We start from the raw sequence: 22,203 nt of genomic DNA, 5'->3' as shown, positions 1-22,203 counted from the left end.
GCGGGCGGGCGACTGTCAGGCCGCCGCGGAATGGCGTTCGGCATCGCGCTCGGCATCGCGCAGCAAAGCCTCCGGCACGCCGCGCTTTTTCAGCGCCGCGATCAGCCGCGCCGTCGAGCCCTGCGCCAGTTGCGCCTCATCGCGGCGCAAGCCGTCGCTCAGATAGGCCTTCAACAGCGTTTGATAACCGGCAAAGCCGCGTAATGGCGCGATCTCTTTCATGGCGTCCACCACGTCGACCGGAATGCGCAAGGTAATCGACGTCATGGGGCGATCTTTCGCCAGGCGGGTTTTCAAGCGGTCAGACAGCATATGCAGTTTCCTCCTTGTGATCCGCCATACGGGCGGAAATAATGCGGATGGCGACGTCCTCAATCTCGACATGTACCACGAACAGCAGCCGCCCGGCAGCATCGAAACCGATGGCGGCATCGCGTGCCTCCTGATTACGCGAGGCTTCCACCAGCACCAGCAGCGGGTCGCCAAATACCTGCGCAGCCTCCTCGAACCGGATACCGTGCTTGCGCTGGTTCAGCTGCGCCTTGGCAGCATCCCATACAAACGCATCAGCCCCCAGGGTGAAGTGCACGTCCATTTAAAAAGATTAGCATACGTATTGACGATGTCAATACAAACCATCACGTGGGAGCGCATGTCCTCAAGCCATGTCCAGCACGCCACCGCAATCGGCCGGCTGCGCCATGTGCGTGCTGAGCCAGTCGAAGACGCGGCCGGCCTTGTCCGCGATGCCGGCGTCGAAACCGCGCTGGGCCAGCAGGGCGATGCCATTCGTTGCTTGCAGCACGCCGGGCGCCAGCAGCAGCGCGCCGGCGTCATCGCGGCGCACGCACCATGGCGCCAGGCAGTCTTCCAGCAGCGGCCCCAATACCAGGTTGTGCGACGAGACGATCACCAGGTGGCGCGCGGCCAGGGAGTGCAGCACGGCGGCCGCCGCCGCCACCGACTCGAGGTGGTTCGTGCCGCGGAAGATTTCATCGATCAGGAACAGGGCCGGCGCGCCCTCCTCGGCCAGCGCCAGCAATTCGCGCGCGCGCCGCAATTCGGCGATATACAAACTTTCGCCGCCATCGAGCGAGTCTTCATTCTGCATGCTCGCATACACGACCAGGTGCGGCACATCGGCGCTGTCCGCATAACAGAAACCAAAGGCCCGCGCGCAGACCAGGTTCAGGCCTATGCAACGCAGCAAGGTGCTCTTGCCGATACCGTTCTGGCCGGAGATAAAGCAGCCCTTGCCCTGCACGCCGAACGACAGCGGCGCGGCATTCTCCAGCAAGGGATGCCGCATACCCTGCAAGGCCAGCGCGCGCGGCGCCGCGGTGCCCGCCCAGCAAAACACGGGGGCCGCACGCAGCTGCCGCGCCAGCGCCAGGTCCGCTTCCAGCTGGGCCACCTGGGTAAAGGTCTCGCGCAGGAAGGGCAGCTGCCGCGCCACCAGCTGGCGCGTGCGGAAATAGCGCTTGACGTTTTTCAGCAGCAGCCAGTCGCCATATTCGACCAGCAGCGTATCGATGAAGGGCACGTAATGCAGCAACGAGCGCTCGATGGCGCGCGTCAGCCTGGCCGCCTGCGCGCTACCGGCAGCCAATGACGAGGCTGCCGGCACATCGAGCCGCACCAGCGCGGCACGGGTTTTCAGCAGGTGGCGCAAAGTATCGAGCGTGCGTTCCCACAGCTTGGCGCTTTCGTAAAAACGCACTTGCACGGTCATCAGCGCAACACAGGCGGCCAGCACGCCAAACAGCGCCGGCCAACCTGCCAACCAGCTGGCGGCGATGGCCAGCAACAAGGCCAGCGGCACCAGCCATAGCCAGGCACCCCACCATGGCGCCGGCGGCAGCGCCGCACCGAACAGGGTCTCGCTCACTTCCGTATCGGCCTGGCGCAAGGGACGGCAGGCTTGCTGCAGGCTGGCCGCCTGGGCCGGCTCGTCCAGCAATCGCCGGACGCGCGCGATGGAGGCCGGATCGGCCTGGCCGCCGCTCAGGCGCCGGTGCAGCTCCTGCTGGCCGAAGATGCTGGTCTCGCGCGCCAGTTGCGACGCATACTGGTCGAGCAGCAGCTCATTCCAGGTCTGGCCGTCGAGCGCTGGCGCCTCGCCCGTCAGCCGTTGCAGCATCGCCACGTCGCTGCGCGCAAAAGGATAGTCGAGCGCTGGCGCCAAGGCACGGGCAGGGAAAAGTTGCTGGAGGAACGGATGCATGGCGCCTGGGGAAGAGTCAAAAAAGGAGTCGCCACAGCAGATGCAGGCGATTGCCAATTTATCAAGCACAACTTGCGCGGACGGACATGCTGGACAGCGCGGACACTTCGGACAGCCGGACACGAGAATTTTTTTCCATTCAAATCAATGACTTAACAACTGGCACGAATCGTGCATTGGAAAACGCATCCTTCACGAGACATGACCATGATCCGCGATACTTCCTCCCAAGACGCCGTACTGACCGCCCCGCCGGGCCAGCGCCACAAGCGACGCGCCCTGCTGCTGGCCGGCGCCGTCATCGTCATCGGTGCCGCCATCGCTGTCGTTGCCGGCTGGCGCAACAGCGAGCATTCCGTCAACAGCAGCCGCCTGCGCATCGCCGAGGTCACGCGCGGCACCCTGATCCGCGACGCGGCCGTCACTGGCCGCGTGGTCGCCTCGATCAGCCCGACCCTTTATTCGACCACGGTGGCCACCGTCACGCTGAAAGCCAAGGCGGGCGACACGGTGAAAAAGGGCGACATCCTGGCCGTGCTGGAGTCGCCGGACCTGTCCGACGCGCTCAAGCGCGAACAATCGAGCGTGCAGCAGCTGGAGGCGGAAGTGGCGCGCCAGCAGATCCTGGCCAAGAAGCAGAAACTGCTGGCGCGGCGCGAAGCCGATACGGCCGAAATCGAGCGCCTGTCCGCGCAGCGCACGCTGGAACGCTACGAAAGCGTGGCGCAGGTGGGCATCATCGCCAAGATCGATTACCAGAAGGCCAAGGATGCCTTGAATTCGGCCGATATCCGCAGCAAGCACGCTTCGCAGGCGGCAGGCCTGGAAAGCGAAGACGTGACCCTGGCCCTGAAAACAAAAAGCAATGAACTCGAACGCCAGCGCCTGAGCCGCGACAATGCCCAGCGCCGGGTCGACGAGCTGACCGTGCGCGCGCCCGTCAACGGCTTCATCGGCACCCTGTCGGTGGCCAACCGCAGCGTGGTGCAAGCCAACACGGCCCTGATGACCCTGGTCGACCTGTCGCAGCTGGAAATCGAGCTCGAGGTGCCGGAAACGTATGTGGCCGACATCGGCCTGGGCATGCGCGCCGAGATCGAAACGGGCGTCATCAAGGCGACCGGCAAGCTGTCGGCGCTGTCGCCGGAAGTGGTGAAAAACCAGGTGCTGGCGCGCGTGCGTTTCGACGGCGAGCAGCCGGCCGGCCTGCGCCAGAACCAGCGCGTGGCGGCGCGCCTGCTGATCGATGAAAAACCGAATGTGCTGATGCTGGCGCGCGGCTCCTTCGTCGAAGCCGAAGGCGGCCGTTTCGCCTACGTCGTGCGCGATGGCGTGGCGATGCGCACACCGATCAAGCTGGGCGCGACCAGCGTGTCGGCCGTGGAAATCCTCGACGGCCTGAAGCTGGGCGACAAGGTGGTCGTCGCCGGCACGGAAAACTTCGAGAACGCTGCCCGCGTCTCGCTCAATTAACAACACTCATCCAACCAGGAGTCCTCCATGCTGCGCATGCAAAACCTGAGCAAAGTCTACCGCACCCACATGATCGAAACCCACGCGCTGCGCGGCTTCGACATCCATGTGCGACAAGGTGAATTCGTCACCGTCACGGGGCCGTCCGGCTCGGGCAAGACGAGCTTCCTGAACATCGCCGGCCTGCTCGAGGAATTCACGGACGGCGAATACATCCTCGACGGCGTCAACGTCCGGGGCATGGACGACAATGCCCGCTCGCGCCTGCGCAATGAAAAACTCGGCTTCATCTTCCAGGGTTTTAACTTGATTCCCGACCTGTCCCTGTTCGACAACGTCGACGTGCCGCTGCGCTACCGGGGCTTCAACCGCGCCGAACGCAAGGAGCGCATCGAAGAAGCGCTGGCCAAGGTGGGACTGGCGTCGCGCATGAAGCATTATCCGGCCGAATTGTCGGGCGGCCAGCAGCAGCGCGTGGCGATCGCGCGCGCGCTGGCCGGCTCGCCCAAGCTGCTGCTGGCCGATGAACCGACGGGCAACCTCGATACGCAGATGGCGCGCGGCGTGATGGAACTGCTCGAAGACATCAACGCGCAAGGCACCACCATCCTGATGGTCACCCACGATCCGGAACTGGCGCTGCGCAGCCAGCGCAATGTGCACATCATCGACGGCCAGGTGTCGGATCTGGTGCAGCACCGCGCCACGCTGTCGGCCAGGCCGCAGCACCCCGTGACAGCGTAAGGAGAAACCATGTTCCGCTACTATTTCACCTTGGGCCTGCGCAGCCTGCGCCGCAACCGCGCCCTGACGGCGCTGATGGTGCTGACCCTGGCCGTCGGCGTGGCCGCCAGCGTCTCCACCGTCACCATCCTGCACGCCATGTCGGGCGATCCGCTGCCGCACAAGAGCGACCGCATGTTCGTGCCGATGATCGACATCCTGCCCGTCAAAGGCTACGTCCCCGGCGACAAGCCCGGCTTCTCGCAAGCCCAGATGAGCTATATCGATGCGCGCAATTTCATGGCCAGCAAGATGGGCGTGCGCCGCACCGTCATGTACGGCGTGGCCGGTCCGGTCGAGCCGGCACGCAAGGATATCGGGTCTTTCAATGCCCAGGGCATTGCGCCCACGCGCGATTTTTTCAGCATGTTCGACGCCCCCTTCCTGTACGGCCAGCCGTGGAGCGAAGCCGATGACGCCAGCGGCGCCGACGTGATCGTCCTGAGCCGCGCGCTGGCTGAAAAACTGGTGGGCTCGAACAACCCGGTCGGCCAGCGCGTGACGGTGCTGGGCCGGCCCTACATGGTGACGGGTGTCCTGGCGACCTGGGACGTGGTGCCACGCCCGCACCGCATCATCGGCAGCAAGGGCGCTTTCGGCGCGGAAGACGAATTCTTCATTCCGTTTGCCAGCGCGATTCGCCACGAGACGGAACACGACGGCGGCATGAGCTGCAACGGCGACAATAACGCACCCGGCTACCAGGGCAGGCTCGCTTCGGGCTGCACCTGGCTGCAGTTCTGGTTCGAGATGGCCAGCAGCGGCGAGCGTGGCCAGTTGCAGCAGTATCTGGATGCCTATGCGGGCGAGCAGCGCAAGCTGGGACGCATGATGCGCAATGCGCCCAACAAGCTGTACGACCTGAACGAATGGATGGCCTTCCTGAAGGTGGTCGACAACGACAACAAGCTGGCGGCCTGGCTGGCCTTCGGCTTTCTGCTGCTATGCCTGGTCAACACCATCGGCCTGCTGCTGGCAAAGTTTTCCGTGCGCGCCAGTGAAGTCGGCATCCGCCGCGCGCTGGGCGCCACGCGGCGCGACATCTTCCGCCAGTTCCTGATCGAAAGCGGCGTGATCGGCCTGGCCGGCGGCGTGATCGGCCTGCTGCTGGCGTTTGGCGCGCTGGCCGTAGTCAGCCAGCAGTCGAAGGAACTGGGCACCGTGGCGCACATGGATGTGCCGATGCTGTTGCTGACGTTTGCCATGTCGGTGCTGGCGGCCCTGCTGGCCGGCCTGCTGCCCACCTGGCGCGCCTGCCAGGTGACGCCGGCGATCCAGCTCAAATCCCAATGAACATCCTTTACACAACATGAGGTCCAGCATGGAAATCCGTCCCATCCTGTCGGCGCTGATGCGCAGCAAAACCGGCGCCATCCTGGTGGCCGTGCAGATCGCGATCAGCCTGGCCATCCTGGCCAATGCCCTGCACATCGTCAACCTGCGCCAGGCCGTGGCCGCGCGGCCCACCGGCGTGGCCGCTGAAAACGATATTTTTTATGTCCATATCCAGAACATGAACCGCGGCAACCACCAGCGCCAGCTGTCCGAACAGAAGCGCCAGGCGGCCCTGCTGCGCGCCTTGCCGGGCGTGCTGTCGGTGGCGCAAACGTCGCAGGCGGTGCTGTCGCGCTCCGGCAACTCCACCAGCGTGTCGGCCAAGCGCAGCCAGGTCACGCCCAGCGCCAACATCTCGACCTACGTCACCCCCGATGCCCTGGTCAAGACCTATGGCTTGAAGCTGGTGGAAGGACGCGACTTCCTGCCTGAGGAGGTACCCGAGATCGATGAAGATGTCGACGACCGCTACCCCACGGTGGCCATCGTGACGCTCGCCGCGGCGCAAAAAATCTGGCCCGGCGAAACCAGCTTTGTCGGCAAGACGCTGTACCGGGGCAACGGGGCCGATGATCCCGAACTGCGCGTGGTCGGCGTCGTTGAACGGCTGCAGACGCAGGTGGGCCAGGTCAAGGCCGAAGGCGAATATTCGATCCTGATGCCGGCGCGCCTGACGGGCGGACGCGATTCGTTGCTGTATGCGGTGCGCGCCGAACCGGGCCAGCGCGACCGTCTGATGAAGGAGGCCGAGCAAGCCATCCGCACTGCCACCAGCGACCGCCTGCTGGTACGCACCGATACCCTGGAAAAGCACCGCACGTCACGCTACCGGGCCGACCGCGGCCTGTCATGGATGCTGATCGCCGTGTCGACCCTGCTGCTGCTGGTGACGGCCAGCGGCATCGTCGGCATCGCCAGCCTGTGGGTGACGCAGCGCCGCAAGCAGATCGGTGTGCGGCGCGCGCTCGGTGCCCGCCGCGTCGACATCCTGCGCTATTTTTTGACGGAGAATTTCATGATCACCAGCGTCGGCGTGGCCTGCGGCGTGCTGCTGGCCCTGGGCTTGAACCAGTTGCTGGTCAGCCAGCTGGAAATGGCCCGCCTGCCACCCGTCTATCTGCTGGCCGGCGCGCTCGTGTTCTGGCTGCTGGGCGTGGGCGCCGTGTACGGCCCGGCCTGGCGCGCGGCCAGCATTTCGCCGGCCACTGCCACCCGCAGTACCTGAGCCGGCACCTGAGTGATATGCTGCGCGCATGCCTACCGTACTGATTATTGACGACAATGCCGCCGTGGCCATCGCGCTCGACGTGCTGTTCTCCCTGCACGAGATCGACGCCGTGCGCGCCGCCTCGCCCGAGGAAGGCTTGCAGCTGCTCGAGCGCCACGCCATCGACCTGGTGGTGCAGGACATGAACTTCACGGCCGACACCACCTCGGGCGAGGAAGGCAGCGCGCTGTTCCACGCCATCCGCGCGCGCTACCCGGACCTGCCCGTGATCCTGCTGACGGCCTGGACCCAGCTCGACGCGGCCGTCGACCTGATCAAGTCGGGCGCGGCCGACTACCTGGCCAAGCCATGGGATGACCGGCGTCTGATCGCTTCCGTGCAGAACCTGCTGGAACTGGGACAGGCCAACCGCGCGCTGCGCCAGCGCGTGGTGGCCGAGCAGCGCCAGCGCCACGCCTTGGAACACGACTTCGACTTGCGCGGCATGGTGTGGCAAGACCCGGCCACGGAGCGCGTCGTGCACCTGGCGTGCCAGGTGGCGCGGGCCGACGTGCCCGTGCTCATTTCGGGGCCGAACGGCAGCGGCAAGGAGCGCATCGCCGCCATCGTGCAAGCCAATTCCCAGGTCGCCGGCGGCCCCTTCGTCGTGCTCAATTGCGGCGCCGTGCCGGTCGAGCTGATCGAGGCGGAACTGTTCGGCGCGGAAGCGGGCGCCTACACGGGCATCACGCGCGCGCGCGACGGCAAGTTCGACGCGGCCGATGGCGGCACCCTGTTCCTCGACGAGATCGGCAACCTGCCGCTGGCCGGGCAAATGAAACTGCTGCGCGTGCTGGAAACGGGACGCTTCGAGCGCCTCGGCTCGAACCGCGAACGGCAAGTGAAAGTGCGCGTCATCAGCGCCAGCAACGCCGACCTGCCGGCGATGATCAAGGCCGGCACGTTTCGCGAAGACCTTTTCTACCGCCTCAACGTGATCGAACTGCGCCTGCCGCCGCTGGCCCAGCGTCCGCTCGACATCCTGGTGCTGGCGCGGCACTTCCTGGGCAGTGACAAAACCCTGGACGCGCAAGCGCAGGCGACCCTGCTGGCGCACGGCTGGCCAGGCAACGTGCGCGAACTGAAAAACGTCATGCAGCGCGCCAGCCTGCTGACGGCCGGCCCGGTGATCGGCGCGCAGGAAACGGGCTTGCCGCTGGCGGGGATGCCATCGCCGCGCGCGCCGCACGATGGCGCCGCGACGGAGCCGGACCGCGACAGCGTCACCGCGGCGCTCGCGCGCGCGCACGGCGTGGTGGCGCAGGCGGCGCAGGAACTGGGGCTGTCGCGCCAGGCCCTGTACCGGCGCATGGAACGCCTGGGCATCGCGCGCGGCTGATGGCCTACCGTCCCATGCGCCTCTCCCTGCTCACGCGCTGGACGGCGCTGATCGTCACCCTGCTGGTGCTGGGCATCGTCATCGCCCTGCTGCTCGCGCATTTTTTGCCGGGCCAGCCGCTGCTGGTGCTGGCCGGTACCCTGTTGTGCGTGCTGCCGGTGGCCGTCATTACCATCCGCGCGCAGCTGCAATCGATGCTGTCGCTGTTTCGCGCCTTGAGCGGCACGGTGACGAGCTACCAGGACGGCGACTTCGGCTTCAGCCTGCGCTGGCCGCAGAACGATGAACTGGCCGACCTGGTGGCGGCCCACAATGCGCTGGGCGACGTGCTGCGCAAGCAGCGCCTGGAGCTGGTGCAGCGCGAACTGCTGCTCGACACCATGGTGCAAAACACGCCGGTGGCCATGCTGCTGGTGGCCGAGGGCAGCGCCATCGTCTACGCCAACCTGGCCGCGCGCCAGCTGCTGCACCACGGCCGCCGGCTCGAAGGGCGCCACCTGGCCGATATCGTGCGCGAGGCATCACCGGCCCTGGCCGAAGCGCTGGCGCGCGCCAGCGATGGCTTGTTTACCAGCGGCGAGGGGGAGCAGGAAGAGGTGTATCACCTGGCGCGGCGCAGCTTCAGCCTGAACGGGCGCAAGCACGAACTGCTGCTGTTGCGCCAGCTGACCCTGGAACTGCGGCGCCAGGAAGTGCAGACCTGGAAAAAAGTCATCCGCGTCATCAGCCATGAGCTCAACAACTCGCTGGCGCCGCTGGCCTCGCTGGCCCATTCCGGCGCCGAGCTGGTACGCCGCGGCCAGACCGAACGCCTGCCGCAAATCCTCGCCACCATCGAGGAACGCACGCGCCACCTGGAAACCTTCATCCTCGGCTATGCGCGCTTTGCCAAGCTGCCCACGCCGCGCCTGGCGCCGTGCGAGTGGCAGCCGTTCCTCGACGGCCTGGCCTCGCAGGCGGCCTTCACGCTCGACTGCATACCACCCGCCCAGGAGGCCGTGTTCGATGCGGCGCAAATGCAGCAGGCGCTGCTGAACCTGCTCAAGAATGCACTGGAATCGGGCTCGCGTGAGGAGCACATCGGCCTGCACGTCAGCCTGGCGCAAGGGCAGCTGCGCATCGAAGTGCGCGACCGTGGCCCGGGCATGAGCGGCGCCGTGCTGGAAAACGCGCTGGTGCCGTTTTATTCCACCAAGCGCAGCGGCACGGGACTGGGCCTGGCCCTGGCGCGCGAAATCGCCGAAGCCCATGGCGGGCGCATCACCCTGGCCAACCGCGAGGGCGGCGGCCTGGCGGTGACCTTGATCCTTCCATTACTGACTGGAAATTAATTTCCCGTGCAACGAATTTTTGATCACATGCTCCGCAATTATTTTTCAGTATTATATTGACAATTAGAGTTTTTAATATTGCAACATCGCGAGCGCCATGCCCGTGTGTTAGAAATAAGCTATTTAAGTTTGCATAATGATATAAAAATAGCTCATTGACAATGAAATGTCCTGGCGATAATTTATCTGAGCGGCACGGTTTTTTTGAAACATCAATCGTTTTTTCGCGGGGATAAAAATGAAACTGAAATCACTCATCGCAGTGGCGCTCCTGAGCGCAGCTTCCATCGGCGTAGCGCAGGCGACAGCGTACAACGTGGACCTGAGCAACACCACCGGCAACCTGTGGACGGGCGGCTTCAACGCCACGCCCAATCCGCTCGGTGAATTTACCGACACCTTCACCTTCACTCCCGACGCGACTTTCGGCTCGACCGCGCAAGCCTTCCTGGCCAACCTGTCGGTCACGGGCAGCGATGCGGCCTCCATCAACTTCAGCGGCGCCGACCTGAACGGCATCGCCCTGACGGGTTTTGGCGGCCCCACCGTCTTCGGCTATGCCCAGGGCGAAGTGCTGGCGCAAACCAGCCTGCTGTTCAACGGTCCGATGGTCCTCACCGTCATGGGCAACAGCAATGGCGGCAGCTATGGCGGCACCTTCAACCTGAACCTGGCCCCCGTTCCCGAACCGGAAACGTATGGCATGCTGCTGGCCGGCCTGGGCGTACTGGGCTTCCTGGCACGGCGCCGCAAGCAATCTTGAGCTCCCCACCCAAAAGACGCTACGGCGTCTTTTTTTCGGCCGGCTGCTAAACTGGCGCCATGACGACCGACTTTACCTCCACCAGCCATACCGCTTTCAGCCACCCCGGCCACCCGCCGGCCACCACCACCGAACACCGTGGCATCCGCTATCTGCACCTGGGAACCAAATGGGTGCAGGGCGCCATGCGCCTGGACAAGCCCGACGCCATCGAGCTCGAATACGTGCAGATGATGATGATGTGGATGCTGTTCAAGACGCAGCCCAGACGCATCGTGCAGCTGGGCCTGGGCAGCGCCGCGCTGACCAAGTTCAGCTACCGCCGCTTCCCCGACGCCTCGGTCACGGCCATCGAACTCAATCCGAACGTGATCGCCATCTGCGGCGCCCAGTTCGCGCTGCCGCCGAACGACGCACGCCTCGATGTGCGTGAAATGAATGCGCTCGACTTCGTGCTCGATCCGGCCAATCACGGCACGGTCGACGCGCTGCAAGTGGACCTGTACGACGAGGACGCGCGCGGCCCCGTGCTCGACACGCCCGAGTTCTACCAGGCCTGCTTCGACTGCCTGACGGACGACGGCATCATGTGCACGAATGTCTTCGGCGACTTCCCCAACTACGACAAAAATTTGCAGGCGATGGAGCTGGTCTTCGACGCCGTCGTGTGGGTGCCGGAAGTGGAAGATGAAAACATCGTCGTACTGGCCTTCAAAAAATCGCCATCGCTCGACTTCAGCGAGCTATACGAACGCGCCGCCACCATCAAGAAGCAGTTCAACCTGCCCGCCAAGAACTGGGTCAACGGCTTGAAGCAGTGGATGCAGGATCAGCAATAACATAGCTGCATCACGCCGGCAGCAGCGCGCCCAGCCGACGCGCCAGGCCATCCATGTGTTCGGCCGGCACCTGCGCATAACCGAGCAGGAAACCGTTCCAGCCTGGCTCTTCTCCCGTCCCCTCGCCCGTGCCATGCGCGGACAGGGCCAGCGCCACGATGCCGTCCTGCGCGGCGCTGCTGCTCAGCGCCAGGTCATCCCATGCGCGATCGTGAAAACGCAGCGCCAGGTGCATGCCGGCCGTGCCGCCATGGATGGCCGCGCCGCCACACGCATGGCGCTGCAGGGCTTCGCTCAAGGCATCGCGGCGCTGGCGATACAGGCGGCGCATGCGGCGCACGTGGCGCGCAAACAGGCCGCTGCGCAGGAACTCGGCCAGCGCCAGCTGTTCGGCCACGCGTCCGCGCGCGGCGCCCTGCGCCTGCATCTGCGCGAAGGCCACGGCCAGAGCGGCCGGCACGACGATAAAGGCGATGCGCAAGGCGGGAAACATGGTCTTGCTGAAGGTACCCAGGTACACGACGGGGGCGTCTGCCACCAGTCCCTGCATGGCGGCCAGAGGCGGGCCGCCATGGCGAAACTCGCTGTCGTAATCGTCTTCGATGATCAGCGCGCCGGCCGCGCGGGCGCGTTCGAGCAGCGCCATGCGGCGCGCGGGACTGAGCACGCTGCCCGTCGGATACTGGTGCGACGGCGTCGTGTAGATCAGGCGCGGCGGCGTGTCGCGCCAGTCGTCATCCGTCGGCGCGATACCATCCATGTCAACGGCGATGCCAGCCACCTGCATGCCGGCGCCACGGCCCGCCGCCAGCGCGCCGCCATAGCCGGGATGCTCGATCCACAAGGTGTCGCCCTGGTCGGCAAAGGCGCGCAGGCAAACATCGAGGCTGCTCTGCGTGCCGTCCGTGATGAACACCTGGCCCGCATCGCAGACGACGCCGCGCGCGGCGCGCAAATGCTCGGCGATGGCCATGCGCAGTTGCGGCTCGCCGGCAGGGTCGCCGTAATTGAGCTGGCGCGGCGTCAGCGCGCGCCACGCGCGGTCCAGCATGCGGCGCCACTGCGCCAGCGGGAATTCGTCGAGCGCCGGCACGCCGGGCGCGAACGCCCCCATGGCGTCGGCGGGAAACACCAGCGCCGCGCTGGCATCCTGTCCCGACACGCCGCGCAAATGCCGGGCCCGGCGCGATAATCCATCATGGCCACCGCTCACCGACGATGCCACCGGCACCCCGGCGCTGCCAGCGACGACGGTGCCGCGCCGGTCCGGCAAGACAAACCCTTCGCTGGCCAATTGCTCGTAGGCGTACAGCACGGTATTGCGCGCCAACCCCAGTTCGGCGGCCAGCACGCGCGTGGCGGCCAGACGCGTGCCGGGCGCCAGCTGTCCCCCGCGGATCGCCGCGCGCAGGCATTCATGCAGCAGGCGCTGGCGCGGCCAGCCCCGCTCGCGGTGCGTGCACTCGAACGCGTTCAGCAGCAAAGCAAAATCCATGTGCCTCCTTACCTTGTGGCTCTAAATTATTTCTCACTTCTGGATCTTTTTTCAGGGCCAGATGCCGATTATAGTGCGGCCTTCCTCTTCAACCAACGGGACTTCCGCCATGACCGCTACCGCCCTGCCCCCCAGCCCCCGTACCCGCGTGCGCCGCGTCGCCGAACTGGCCAGCTACGAGCAAGCCACCCTGTACGCCATCCTCGACGCCTCCTACCTGTGCCATATCGCCTTCCACGACGAACACGGAAACCATTGCATCCCGACCGCCTGCTGGCGCATCGGCGGCCACCTGTACATCCATGGTTCGAACGGCAGCCGCATGCTCAAGCAGCTGCTGCGCGAAACCGGCGTATGCGTGACGGTGACCCATCTCGACGGCCTGGTATTGGCGCGCTCCGCCTTCAATCACACGATGAACTACCGCTCGGCGATGGTGTATGGGCAGTTTGAAAAAGTCAGCGACATCGGCCAGCAGCATGCGGCGATGGATGCGTTGATGGAGAAGCTGGCGCCGGGACGCCTGGCGCACGTGCGCGGCGGCAGCGCCAAGGAATACGCGGCCACCACCGTGCTGCGCATCGCGCTCGACGAATGCGCCGTCAAGCAGCGCAAGGGCGGACCGCTCGACGACGCGGACGACATGGCGCATGCCGCCTGGACGGGCGAACTGCCGTTTACGCACGGCCGTGGCGCGGCCATCGCCGATGCGCTCAACACCAGCGAGATGCCCGCGTATGCCGCCGCATGGGGGACGGAATCCGCTTGACCGGCCAGCGTGCTTGCCCGATGATCGGCGTTGATGGCGATCGCCACCAATTGACCAACCGATCCAATCACGCATGGAGCATATGATGATGAAGCGAGTATTCCTGGCCGCGGCCCTGACGGTCATGCTGGCCTGTGGCGGCAGCGGCGCGGCACTGGCCGCCGATGCGGGCGACACGGCCCTGAAAGCAGCCATCGCCGGCAGTGCGCGCACGCCGGCCAACGCGCTGCGCGACGGCGCCCGCCACCCGTATGAAACGCTGACGTTCTTCGGCATCAAGCCGACGATGACGGTGGTGGAACTGGCGCCTGGCGGCGGCTGGTATACGGAGATCCTGGCGCCCTACCTGCGCGACCACGGCAAGCTGATCGCCGCCGGCAACGATCCCCAATCCGCCAGCGAAGGCGCACGCCGTGGCGCGGCGCGCTTCCAGCAAAAACTCGACGCCAATCCAGCCGCCTTCGGCAAGGTGGAACTCGGTGCCTTCGCGCCACCGACCACCTACCGCATCGCGCCCAAGGGCACGGCCGACATGGTGCTCACCTTCCGCAATATCCACAACTGGATACCGATCGGCGAGGCGGGCATGCAGACCCTGTTCAAGGAAGTGTATGACAGCCTGAAACCAGGCGGCGTATTCGGCGTCGTCGAGCACCGCCTGCCGGTGAGCCAGGCGCAGGACGCCACGGCCAGCAGCGGCTACATGCATGAAGCGTATGTGATCAAGCTGGCCGAAGGCGCTGGCTTCAAACTGGCGGCCAAGTCGGACATCAACGCCAATCCGAAAGACAAGGCGGACCACCAGGGCGGCGTCTGGGCGCTGCCACCGACCTACGCCAACAAGGACGTGGATCGGGCCAAGTACACGGCCATCGGCGAGAGCGACCGCATGACCCTGAAGTTCGTCAAGCCATAGCAAAACAAACGGCGGCGCACCACTCCGGCGCGCCGCCCGACCACGGATTGGAATGCCGTCTTACAGGTAGATGCCGTACACGCCGCACAGGCGCTTGACCAGGGTGCAGGCATTGGCATCGCCATCCGTTACGCAGGCGGTGTAGGCTTCCTCGCAGGTTTCACGGGTTGGCAGGGCAAACGCGGAAGAACTGATGGCGCCGGCAAAACCAACGGCGGCGCAAAAGACAAATACGGCTTTTTTCACATTGATCATTTTTATCCCATTCCCAAAGAGTTGAGTCGTTATATAAACCACTGGAAGACAAAGACGTCAGCCGCCAGAAACCGCCTGTCGACAGACGAATTTCATGGCGCATGGAAATAGTACCACCTTAAAAAGTTAGTAAATACGCAAACAAGAAAACAAGATAACGTTTCTTTTTCATCCCATTTCATGGAATAAAAACCGGCTCGCCGCCCTCCTGCCGCGCATTTGCATGGAAACAGGCGAAAAAAACCGCAGACCAGGCTGCGGTTTTGGTATCGACCTTTTATTTCTTCGCCTCCTTCGGCTTCACCGGCACCAGGCTCAGGTCCTGGAAGTCGTAGCTGAAATCCGTCTCGGCCGACACGGGCGCCATTTTTACCCGGTCGATGCTGCCATCGGGATTGAGCGAGAACGTCACGTACGCATCGGCGTTGAAATTGCGCTCTTTCCAGCGCACGATGAAGGTGTCGTGCTGCCAGTGTTCCAGCTCGCCCGTCAGGTCCGGCGTGCGCGTGAAGCTGAGGATATGCTTTTTCCCCTCGGGCTTGATGATGACCTTGCCGTACCAGGCATCTTCATACTCGCCGTCGTACGCCGCCAGCGGCAGCGATGGCTGCGATTTCGCCGCGCGCGCGCTCGACGCCTTGCCCTGCTTTTTCACCTCTTCCGCATGCTGGTCCTGCTCCACCTTGGCCACCAGCGCCAGCCAGTCCGACGGCGCCGCCTGCAGGTAATGGTCGAGGATGCGCCATTGCAGCGCCGTCATGGAACCGCCATTTTCCGCATTGGTCAGAATGGCCACGCCCAGTTTCGCTTCCGGCACCATCACCACGCGCGAATAAAAGCCCTGCAGCGCGCCGCCGTGCATGGCCACTTTCATGCCCTTGTAGTCGCGCAGCTGGAAGCCCAGGCCATACGCGCTGAAATTCGGTTTCGTCGCGGCCAGCGCCGGCTTCGGTTCGGAAATCTTGATCGGCGTTTGCGCCGTCCACATTTCGCGGCCCTGCTTTTCGCTGAACAGGCGCGCGTCCTTGCCATCCTTGTCCTTCACGCCGGCGATCTTGCCGCCGTCGAGCAGCACCATCATCCACTTGGCGATATCTTCCGCATTCGTGTTGATGCCGACGGCGCCCACGGCATTCGGCACGGGCATCGATTTGACGGCGGCGATCTTGCCGTCGATCTTGCTGTGCGCACTGGCGACGTCGGGCTTGCCCGCATTTTCAGCCAGGCTGGTGGTGGTGCCCGTCATGCCCAGCGGCGCCAGGATGCGCTCATGCATGGCCTCGCCCCAGCTTTTCCCCGCCTTGTCGGCGATGATCTTGCCGGCCACGATATACAGCAGGTTATCGTAGGCATAGCTGTTGCGAAAACTCGTGGCCGGACGGATGTAGCGCAGCTTCTCGATGATCTCGTCGGTGCTGAACGTGGTGGTTGGCCACCACAGCAAGTCGCCCGCGCCCAGGCCCAGGCCGCTGCGGTGCGTCAGCAGGTCGCGGATGGTCATGGCGCCCGTCACGTAGGAATCGTACATCTGGAAGCCGGGCAGGTGCTTGGTGACAGGATCGTCCCAGGCCAGCTTGCCATCGTCGACCAGCATGGCCAGCGCGGCGGCCGTGAAGCCTTTCGAGTTCGACGCCACTTCAAACAGGGTCTGCGCATCGACGGCCGCCGGTTCGCCCAGTTTGCGCACGCCAAAGCCTTTGGCGGCGATGACTTTGCCATCCTTGACGATGGCGATCGCCATGCCGGGCACGTCGAACACTTTCAGGGCGGTGGCGACGTCGCGCTCAAGATCGAAGGCAGGCGCGGATGCGGGTGTGGGTGCGGCGGCAACGACGGGGGCCGCGTCAACAGCCAGCGCCGGCACGGCGATGCTGGAAAACGCCAGCACGATGGCGGCGGCGAGACGGTTCATGGTATGCATGGTCAAGATGTCCAAAGAAGGTTCAATGCGCTTGCGCGGCCATCAATTTATCGACGCTTTCCTGCGTCACCGGGTGGTAGCGTTCGCGCGCTTTCGCATACACGTCCTTGGCCCAGGCATGGCCCTGCGGCGTCTTCATCAAGGCGCTGTAAAGGGGCACGACGAACTTCTGGCGGCCCACGCTCATCAGGAACGTCTGCAAGGGCTGGTGCACGTCGTAGCCGGCGTTCACGGCGGCCAGGTAAAAGCGGTACGCGACTTCATTATTGCCGCTCTTGCCCACGCCGTAGGCCTGATCCAGCTCACGCAATTGCGCCGCGCTGGCCTTGTTGTTGATGTCGTTCAGGAAGTGCATCGATTCGATGGCGATCCACTTGTCCATGCCCAGGTCTTTCGTCGGCAATGTGCCTTTCAACCAGGCGTCGCGGTGCTGGTCGAGCAGCGCCAGGCGCGGCGAAACGACGCGCTGCGCGCTGGCCGGCACGCCCGTGCCATACAGCCATTCATCGAGTTCCGCTTCCGGCATCACGTCCGGATGCTGCGCCAGCAAATTCTTGCGCAGGTAGGCGATGAACTGCTCCGTCGTCACGCTCTGGAACGCGTGCTGGTCGAACCAGCCGCGCAGGAAGGGATCGAACACGGCGCGGCCGGCGCGACGCTCCATGGTGGCCAGGAACCAGGCGCCTTTCGGGTAGATGATGCCGTCGTCCGTGTACGTTTCGGCCGGGTTGGCGTCCGCATCGCGCGTGATCAGTGCCGTTTTCGCCGCCGGCAGTTCGCGGATCGCAGCGGCCAGTTCTTCCTGGTCGACCTGCACGCCCATCTGCGCCACGTCGCTGCCATACAGCTGCTCGACGATGCGCGTGGTGACGTAGGTGGTGAAGCCTTCGTTGAGCCACATGTGCTTCCACGACGCGTTGGTGACCAGGTTGCCCGACCACGAGTGGGCCAGTTCATGCGCGATCAGGTCGACCAGGCTGCGGTCGCCCGCGATCATGGTCGGCGTGAGGAAGGTCAGGCGCGGGTTTTCCATGCCGCCGTAGGGGAACGATGGCGGCAGCACGATCATGTCGTAACGCCCCCAGCCATACGGACCATACAGCGCTTCGGCTGCCTGTATCATCTTTTCCGTGTCGGCCAGCTCATATTCGGCCGCCTTGATGCGCGGCGGTTCCGCATACACGGCGGAGCGGGGACCGAGTTTACGCACTTCCAGTTCGCCGATGGCGATGGCCAGCAAATACGATGGGATCGGCTGCGGCATCCTGAATTTCCAGCCGCCCTTGCCCGTCGCCTTTTCATCGTTCTCGGCGCTCATCACGACGCGCATGCCCGCAGGCGCATCGATACGCGCGCTATACGTAAAACGCACGGCTGGCGTATCCTGCGACGGCACCCACGAGCGGGCGTTGATGCTTTGCGACTGGCTGAACATGAAAGGCAGCTTGCCCGACATGGTTTGCTGCGGCGTGAGCCACTGAAGCGCGATGGCGTTCGGCGCCGTGTGATAGTAGACGCGCACCTTGCCCGGCTGTCCCGTGGTGGTGATGCGCAGCGCCTGGCCCTTTTCCGGGTCGGCCTTGTCCAGCTGGTACGGCGCCATCTGCCATGCGCCGCGCTTGTCCTGTACCTGCACCTTGGCGATCGACAAATCGCGCGTATCGAGCACCAAAGTGCGCGCCGCCGGATCGATCCAGTTCAAGGACAGCTCGGCATAGCCGGACAGCGTCTTTTGCTTGAAATCCGCTTTCAGGTCCAGCTGCAGGTCGCGCGTGCGCACCTGGTCGTAGCGCGCATAGCTGAGGGGGTCGGCGTGCGCTGCCAGGGTTACCTGGCAAAGTAGCGCACAGCCCAGCGCGCGCAGAAAGGTCAAAGTTTGCATGGTCGTCTTTTGAATGATTTGCGAAAGCCCCGGTCCGTGTGCGCCGGGGCGTCGCGCAGAATAGCACTTCCGGCGCAGGCCGGCAGAAAAAAGCGCCGGACCGGCCGGCGCTGTTTCCCTATTTCGTATCTGACCGGACTTCGGGCTTGGCCTCGGGCGCCTTCAGCGGCGTATTAACATCCTTCATCAGGTTGTTCTTGTCGCGGTCCTGCTTGAACAACTCCAGGCGCGATGGCGTAATTTTCCTCGGCCAGCTATTGTTGCTGGTATCGATGTCGGCCGTCTCCCAGTATGGGTCCTGCACCAGGCCCACCATCGGCTCGTCCGTGACGATCACCTTGCTGATCTTGTGCGGCGCATAGCGCCACACTTCGGCCGGTACGCGCTCGATGATCTTCTTGCCGCTTTTCAGTTCGATTTCCAGGATCAGCGGCATCACCAGGCCGCCGATATTCGAAAAGTCGACCAGGTACAAATGCTTGCCCATGTTGCGCTGTTCCAGCAGCTTGCGCTCCCACGGCTCCAGCGTTTCCTGTTCTTCCGCATAGCTGTTGCGGTCCTTGTTGGTGACCGTGAAGTCATCATGCTGGTTGTAGAAATCCTTCAGCGCGGGATCGATGTCGACCTTCTTCGGCAGCGCCTTGTTGCGCTGGTCCGAGATCGATATTGGCTGCGCGGCCTTCTGCGCCTTCTTCCACGCTTTCTCGACTTCCGGGTTCTTCGTGCTCACGCCATATTCGCTGATGCCGTCGATGCTGATGTCGACCGCGTCGGTGGTATAGAACCAGCCGCGCCAGAACCAGTCTAGGTCCGTGCCGGAAGCGTCTTCCATGGTGCGGAAAAAGTCGGCCGGCGTCGGGCGCTTGAACTTCCAGCGCAAGGCGTACTGCTTGAAGGCGAAGTCGAACAGTTCGCGCCCGAGGATGGTCTCGCGCAGGATGTTGAGCGCCGTGGCCGGCTTGTCGTAGGCGTTCGCCGTAAACTGCAGCAGGGACTCGGAATTGGTCATGATCGGTACCTGGTTCTGGCTGCGCATGTAGTCGACGATCTTGCGCGGCTCGCCATTCCATGAGGGGAAATGCTCTTCCCACGCCTGCTCGGCCAGGTACTGCAGGAAGGAATTGAGGCCCTCGTCCATCCACGTCCACTGGCGCTCGTCGGAGTTGACGATCATGGGGAAATAATTGTGGCCCACCTCATGGATGATCACGCCGATCAGGTCATATTTGGCCGTCTTCGAGTACGTGAGCTCCCCCGTCTTCTTGTCCTTCACGGGGCGTCCGCCATTGAACGCAATCATCGGATACTCCATGCCGCCCACGGCGCCGTTGACGGAGATCGCATTCGGATACGGATAGTCGAAACTGTACTTGTTGTACTGCTCGATCGCGTGCACGACGGCGCGCGTGCTGTACTGCTGCCACAGCGGGTTGCCCTCGTTCGGGTAATACGACATGGCCATCACGCGCTTGCCGCCGCTATCGAGTCCCTGCGCATCCCAGATGAACTTGCGGCTCGACGCCCACGCCACGTCGCGCACATTGGCCGCCTTGAAGTGCCAGGTTTTCATGCCCGCCGCGCGGCCCTTTTCCGCCGCCAGCGCTTCCTGCGGCGTGATCACCAGCAGTGGCGTGTTGCTGTTTTTCGCGCGCGCCAGGCGCTCGCGCTGCGCCGCGCTGAGCACGCTAGCAGGATTTTGCAGCTCTCCCGTGGCGGCCACCACGTGATCGCCCGGCACCGTCAGATACATCTCGTAGTCGCCAAACTCCAGGGTGAATTCACCGGAGCCGAGGAACTGCTTGTGCTGCCAGCCGACGGCGTCGTAGTAGGCGGCCATGCGCGGGAACCACTGCGCGATCTGGAAGATCGTGTTCTTGTCGTCTTCAAAATACTCGTAGCCGGAGCGCTCGACCAGTACCTTCTGGTCATTGATCTGATACGACCAGTCGATATTGAACGTGATGCTCTGGCCGGGCGCCAGCGCCGCCGGCAAATCGATACGCAGCATGGTCTGGTTGACCACATGCGGCAGCGGCTTGCCGCTGGCCGCCTTCACGGCGGTGAGCTTGAAGCCGCCGTCAAATTCGCGGCCCGCATGGATGGCGCGCAAGTCCTCGAACTTCAGCGCCTCGTCCTCGCTGCCACTGAGCCAGGCCTGGCGCGATGGGGCGCTCAATACGCGGCGCTGATCGGCATCCTGGCGCAAGCCATTCTGGTCCAGCTGCAGCCACAGATACGCGAGGCTGTCGGGCGAGCGGTTGTGGTAGGTGATCTGTTCGCTGGCCGTGATGGCGCGGCGTTCCTCATCGAGCGTGGCGCGAATCACGTAATCGGCGCGCTGCTGCCAGTAGGCGTGGCCGGGTGCGCCGGACGCCGTGCGGTAGTTGTTCGGCGTGGGCAGCAGTTCTTCCAGCTGGCGGAACTTGTCGTCGAAGGGCGCCGCGGCGCACAGGCCGGACAAGGGAGCAAACAGGGTCAAACACAAGGCAAGCAAGCGGACAAGGACCGGCATGGCGCATTCCATCTGGGAGTCGTGGACAGAACTGCATTCTAAGTCGAGTCTGTTTTCAAATCGATCATTGTTGTCGAAGTCCCACACACCAGGTAGCACCGTGCCCTGGCAGCACTGGCGCCGGCGCAGGCATTGGCGTATGATGCGCCTCGAACATTGGGGAGTAGTCGTCCCGCGGTCACGCCGCGGGAACCTGTATCAACATGATTGGCCCGCAGGCCATGGTGCAGGTGGTTGAGAAACTTGACGAGACCATTGATCCAGGGCGGCCGCATGGGCCGGAGTCGCCCGTGGATCATTGGTTAATTCGTCCGGCCCGCGTACCTCTTGCAATCTCATGGAAGCATTCCTCATCTCCACCGGCATCGTCGGTCTCGCTGAAATCGGCGACAAAACCCAACTCCTGGCCTTTCTGCTGGCCGCCAAATTCCGCAAACCCTTGCCCATCGTGCTGGCCATTTTCGTCGCCACCATCGCCAATCACGCGTTTGCCGCCGTCGTCGGCGCCTGGATCACCAGCATGCTGGGGCCGGACGTGCTGCGCTGGGTGCTCGGCGTGTCCTTCCTCGCCATGGCCGCCTGGACCCTGATCCCCGACAGGCTCGATGAAGACGAGACGAAGCTGGCCAAGTACGGCGTCTTCCTGACCACCCTGATCGCCTTCTTCATGGCGGAAATGGGCGACAAGACGCAGGTGGCCACGGTGGCGCTGGCGGCGCGCTATCACGATATTGTCTCTGTCGTGCTGGGCACCACCTTCGGCATGATGCTGGCCAACGTGCCGGCCGTCTACCTGGGTGACAGGATCGCCAACCGCGTCCCGCTGCGCCTCGTGCACGGCATCGCGGCGCTGGTGTTTGCCGTGCTGGGCGTGGCGACCCTGCTCGGTGCGGGTGCGGCACTGGGGTTTTGACACAAGCACAGATAATTTCTCATTTACAATATTCATGTTCATAATTACAATGTCGTGGACATGAATACCGGCGCGCCGATTCCGAACGGTCGGCGCGCTTTCTTGAGGAATCTATGCAGTTAAATGGAAAAGTGGCGGCGCTGTGCCTGGCCGCCTGCGCAAGCCAGTGCCCCGCCGCCATGGCGA

General features: G+C 64.1%; 19 protein-coding genes and 1 riboswitch. Of the genes, 11 read left to right on the top strand and 8 right to left on the bottom strand.

Features of this window, described 5'->3' with window-relative positions; genetic code table 11:
- Positions 1-15: 15 nt before the first annotated feature.
- The 3 genes from HWE17_RS02190 to HWE17_RS02180 form a co-directional block, all read right to left on the bottom strand.
- On the bottom strand, positions 16-312 hold the full coding sequence (locus HWE17_RS02190) for a hypothetical protein (RefSeq protein WP_035824005.1): 297 nt from the start codon (positions 310-312) through the stop codon (positions 16-18).
- Complete coding sequence (locus tag HWE17_RS02185; protein WP_035824003.1) at positions 302-595, bottom strand: BrnT family toxin; 294 nt, start codon at positions 593-595, stop codon at positions 302-304. The genes HWE17_RS02190 and HWE17_RS02185 overlap by 11 nt, the downstream gene beginning before the upstream one ends.
- A gap of 63 nt (positions 596-658) precedes the next feature.
- Positions 659-2,224 (bottom strand): DNA mismatch repair protein MutS, encoded by a 1,566-nt coding sequence (locus tag HWE17_RS02180; protein WP_255206083.1) that lies wholly within the window; start codon positions 2,222-2,224, stop codon positions 659-661.
- 207 nt (positions 2,225-2,431) lie between these two features.
- On the opposite strand from HWE17_RS02180, the gene HWE17_RS02175 reads away from it, so the two are divergent.
- From HWE17_RS02175 to HWE17_RS02140, 8 genes are all read left to right on the top strand, one after another.
- Entirely contained in the window at positions 2,432-3,697 is a 1,266-nt protein-coding gene (locus HWE17_RS02175) for an efflux RND transporter periplasmic adaptor subunit (protein ID WP_176387677.1), read from the top strand.
- 27 nt (positions 3,698-3,724) lie between these two features.
- Positions 3,725-4,441, top strand: a complete 717-nt coding sequence (locus HWE17_RS02170; RefSeq protein ID WP_035823997.1) for an ABC transporter ATP-binding protein — start codon at positions 3,725-3,727, stop codon at positions 4,439-4,441.
- A gap of 9 nt (positions 4,442-4,450) precedes the next feature.
- Complete coding sequence (locus HWE17_RS02165) at positions 4,451-5,773, top strand: ABC transporter permease (RefSeq protein WP_035823994.1); 1,323 nt, start codon at positions 4,451-4,453, stop codon at positions 5,771-5,773.
- Between the two features lie 28 nt (positions 5,774-5,801).
- Positions 5,802-7,040, top strand: coding sequence for an ABC transporter permease (locus tag HWE17_RS02160; RefSeq protein WP_035823992.1), 1,239 nt, complete (start codon positions 5,802-5,804; stop codon positions 7,038-7,040).
- Between the two features lie 28 nt (positions 7,041-7,068).
- A complete protein-coding gene (locus tag HWE17_RS02155) occupies positions 7,069-8,421 on the top strand; it encodes a sigma-54 dependent transcriptional regulator (protein ID WP_176387676.1) in 1,353 nt (450 codons plus the stop codon).
- 14 nt (positions 8,422-8,435) lie between these two features.
- Positions 8,436-9,752: a PAS domain-containing sensor histidine kinase gene (locus HWE17_RS02150; RefSeq protein WP_255206082.1), complete on the top strand. Its 1,317-nt coding sequence runs from the start codon at positions 8,436-8,438 to the stop codon at positions 9,750-9,752.
- A gap of 238 nt (positions 9,753-9,990) precedes the next feature.
- The gene (locus HWE17_RS02145; RefSeq protein ID WP_099401279.1) at positions 9,991-10,515 is read left to right on the top strand and encodes an FxDxF family PEP-CTERM protein; all 525 of its coding nucleotides are present in this window, start codon (positions 9,991-9,993) and stop codon (positions 10,513-10,515) included.
- A gap of 59 nt (positions 10,516-10,574) precedes the next feature.
- Positions 10,575-11,354 carry a spermidine synthase gene (locus HWE17_RS02140; RefSeq protein ID WP_176387674.1) on the top strand — a complete coding sequence of 260 codons (780 nt, stop codon included), beginning with the start codon at positions 10,575-10,577 and terminating at the stop codon, positions 11,352-11,354.
- A 10-nt stretch (positions 11,355-11,364) separates the two neighbouring features.
- Here the strand turns inward: HWE17_RS02140 and HWE17_RS02135 are convergent, their stop codons facing one another.
- Entirely contained in the window at positions 11,365-12,849 is a 1,485-nt protein-coding gene (locus tag HWE17_RS02135) for a PLP-dependent aminotransferase family protein (protein ID WP_176387673.1), read from the bottom strand.
- Positions 12,850-12,958: 109 nt separating this feature from the next.
- On the opposite strand from HWE17_RS02135, the gene HWE17_RS02130 reads away from it, so the two are divergent.
- Together HWE17_RS02130 and HWE17_RS02125 are read left to right on the top strand one after the other, a co-directional pair.
- The gene (locus tag HWE17_RS02130) at positions 12,959-13,618 is read left to right on the top strand and encodes a pyridoxamine 5'-phosphate oxidase family protein (protein WP_176387672.1); all 660 of its coding nucleotides are present in this window, start codon (positions 12,959-12,961) and stop codon (positions 13,616-13,618) included.
- A gap of 88 nt (positions 13,619-13,706) precedes the next feature.
- On the top strand, positions 13,707-14,534 hold the full coding sequence (locus HWE17_RS02125) for a class I SAM-dependent methyltransferase (protein ID WP_176387758.1): 828 nt from the start codon (positions 13,707-13,709) through the stop codon (positions 14,532-14,534).
- 60 nt (positions 14,535-14,594) lie between these two features.
- On the opposite strand, the gene HWE17_RS02120 is transcribed toward HWE17_RS02125, so the two are convergent.
- From HWE17_RS02120 to HWE17_RS02105, 4 genes are all read right to left on the bottom strand, one after another.
- Positions 14,595-14,789: a hypothetical protein gene (locus HWE17_RS02120; protein WP_176387671.1), complete on the bottom strand. Its 195-nt coding sequence runs from the start codon at positions 14,787-14,789 to the stop codon at positions 14,595-14,597.
- Positions 14,790-15,066: 277 nt separating this feature from the next.
- Positions 15,067-16,710 (bottom strand): serine hydrolase, encoded by a 1,644-nt coding sequence (locus tag HWE17_RS02115; protein WP_176387670.1) that lies wholly within the window; start codon positions 16,708-16,710, stop codon positions 15,067-15,069.
- Positions 16,711-16,732: 22 nt separating this feature from the next.
- On the bottom strand, positions 16,733-18,592 hold the full coding sequence (locus tag HWE17_RS02110) for a M1 family metallopeptidase (protein ID WP_176387669.1): 1,860 nt from the start codon (positions 18,590-18,592) through the stop codon (positions 16,733-16,735).
- Between the two features lie 118 nt (positions 18,593-18,710).
- Entirely contained in the window at positions 18,711-21,104 is a 2,394-nt protein-coding gene (locus HWE17_RS02105) for a M1 family aminopeptidase (RefSeq protein WP_176387668.1), read from the bottom strand.
- Between the two features lie 146 nt (positions 21,105-21,250).
- A riboswitch (yybP-ykoY riboswitch) is annotated at positions 21,251-21,432 on the top strand.
- Between the two features lie 9 nt (positions 21,433-21,441).
- Between HWE17_RS02105 and HWE17_RS02100 the strand changes: the two genes are divergently transcribed.
- The gene (locus HWE17_RS02100) at positions 21,442-22,017 is read left to right on the top strand and encodes a TMEM165/GDT1 family protein (RefSeq protein ID WP_176387667.1); all 576 of its coding nucleotides are present in this window, start codon (positions 21,442-21,444) and stop codon (positions 22,015-22,017) included.
- Positions 22,018-22,203: the final 186 nt, after the last annotated feature.

The sequence above is a fragment of the Janthinobacterium sp. BJB401 genome (assembly GCF_013372745.1).
Lineage (GTDB): Bacteria > Pseudomonadota > Gammaproteobacteria > Burkholderiales > Burkholderiaceae_D > Janthinobacterium > Janthinobacterium rivuli.
Note: the sequence above shows the minus strand (reverse complement) of the source record. Positions and strands in the feature narration are given on the sequence as shown.

Coding starts and splice junctions, on each gene's coding strand:
- HWE17_RS02145 (WP_099401279.1), top strand. CDS start 9,991: ATGAAACTGAAATCACTCATCGCAGTGGCGCTCCTGAGCGCAGCTTCC.
- HWE17_RS02170 (WP_035823997.1), top strand. CDS start 3,725: ATGCTGCGCATGCAAAACCTGAGCAAAGTCTACCGCACCCACATGATC.
- HWE17_RS02130 (WP_176387672.1), top strand. CDS start 12,959: ATGACCGCTACCGCCCTGCCCCCCAGCCCCCGTACCCGCGTGCGCCGC.
- HWE17_RS02185 (WP_035824003.1), bottom strand. CDS start 595: ATGGACGTGCACTTCACCCTGGGGGCTGATGCGTTTGTATGGGATGCT.
- HWE17_RS02115 (WP_176387670.1), bottom strand. CDS start 16,710: ATGCATACCATGAACCGTCTCGCCGCCGCCATCGTGCTGGCGTTTTCC.
- HWE17_RS02155 (WP_176387676.1), top strand. CDS start 7,069: ATGCCTACCGTACTGATTATTGACGACAATGCCGCCGTGGCCATCGCG.
- HWE17_RS02190 (WP_035824005.1), bottom strand. CDS start 312: ATGCTGTCTGACCGCTTGAAAACCCGCCTGGCGAAAGATCGCCCCATG.
- HWE17_RS02135 (WP_176387673.1), bottom strand. CDS start 12,849: ATGGATTTTGCTTTGCTGCTGAACGCGTTCGAGTGCACGCACCGCGAG.
- HWE17_RS02140 (WP_176387674.1), top strand. CDS start 10,575: ATGACGACCGACTTTACCTCCACCAGCCATACCGCTTTCAGCCACCCC.
- HWE17_RS02100 (WP_176387667.1), top strand. CDS start 21,442: ATGGAAGCATTCCTCATCTCCACCGGCATCGTCGGTCTCGCTGAAATC.
- HWE17_RS02175 (WP_176387677.1), top strand. CDS start 2,432: ATGATCCGCGATACTTCCTCCCAAGACGCCGTACTGACCGCCCCGCCG.
- HWE17_RS02180 (WP_255206083.1), bottom strand. CDS start 2,224: ATGCATCCGTTCCTCCAGCAACTTTTCCCTGCCCGTGCCTTGGCGCCA.
- HWE17_RS02165 (WP_035823994.1), top strand. CDS start 4,451: ATGTTCCGCTACTATTTCACCTTGGGCCTGCGCAGCCTGCGCCGCAAC.
- HWE17_RS02160 (WP_035823992.1), top strand. CDS start 5,802: ATGGAAATCCGTCCCATCCTGTCGGCGCTGATGCGCAGCAAAACCGGC.
- HWE17_RS02110 (WP_176387669.1), bottom strand. CDS start 18,592: ATGCAAACTTTGACCTTTCTGCGCGCGCTGGGCTGTGCGCTACTTTGC.
- HWE17_RS02125 (WP_176387758.1), top strand. CDS start 13,707: ATGAAGCGAGTATTCCTGGCCGCGGCCCTGACGGTCATGCTGGCCTGT.
- HWE17_RS02120 (WP_176387671.1), bottom strand. CDS start 14,789: ATGATCAATGTGAAAAAAGCCGTATTTGTCTTTTGCGCCGCCGTTGGT.
- HWE17_RS02105 (WP_176387668.1), bottom strand. CDS start 21,104: ATGCCGGTCCTTGTCCGCTTGCTTGCCTTGTGTTTGACCCTGTTTGCT.
- HWE17_RS02150 (WP_255206082.1), top strand. CDS start 8,436: ATGCGCCTCTCCCTGCTCACGCGCTGGACGGCGCTGATCGTCACCCTG.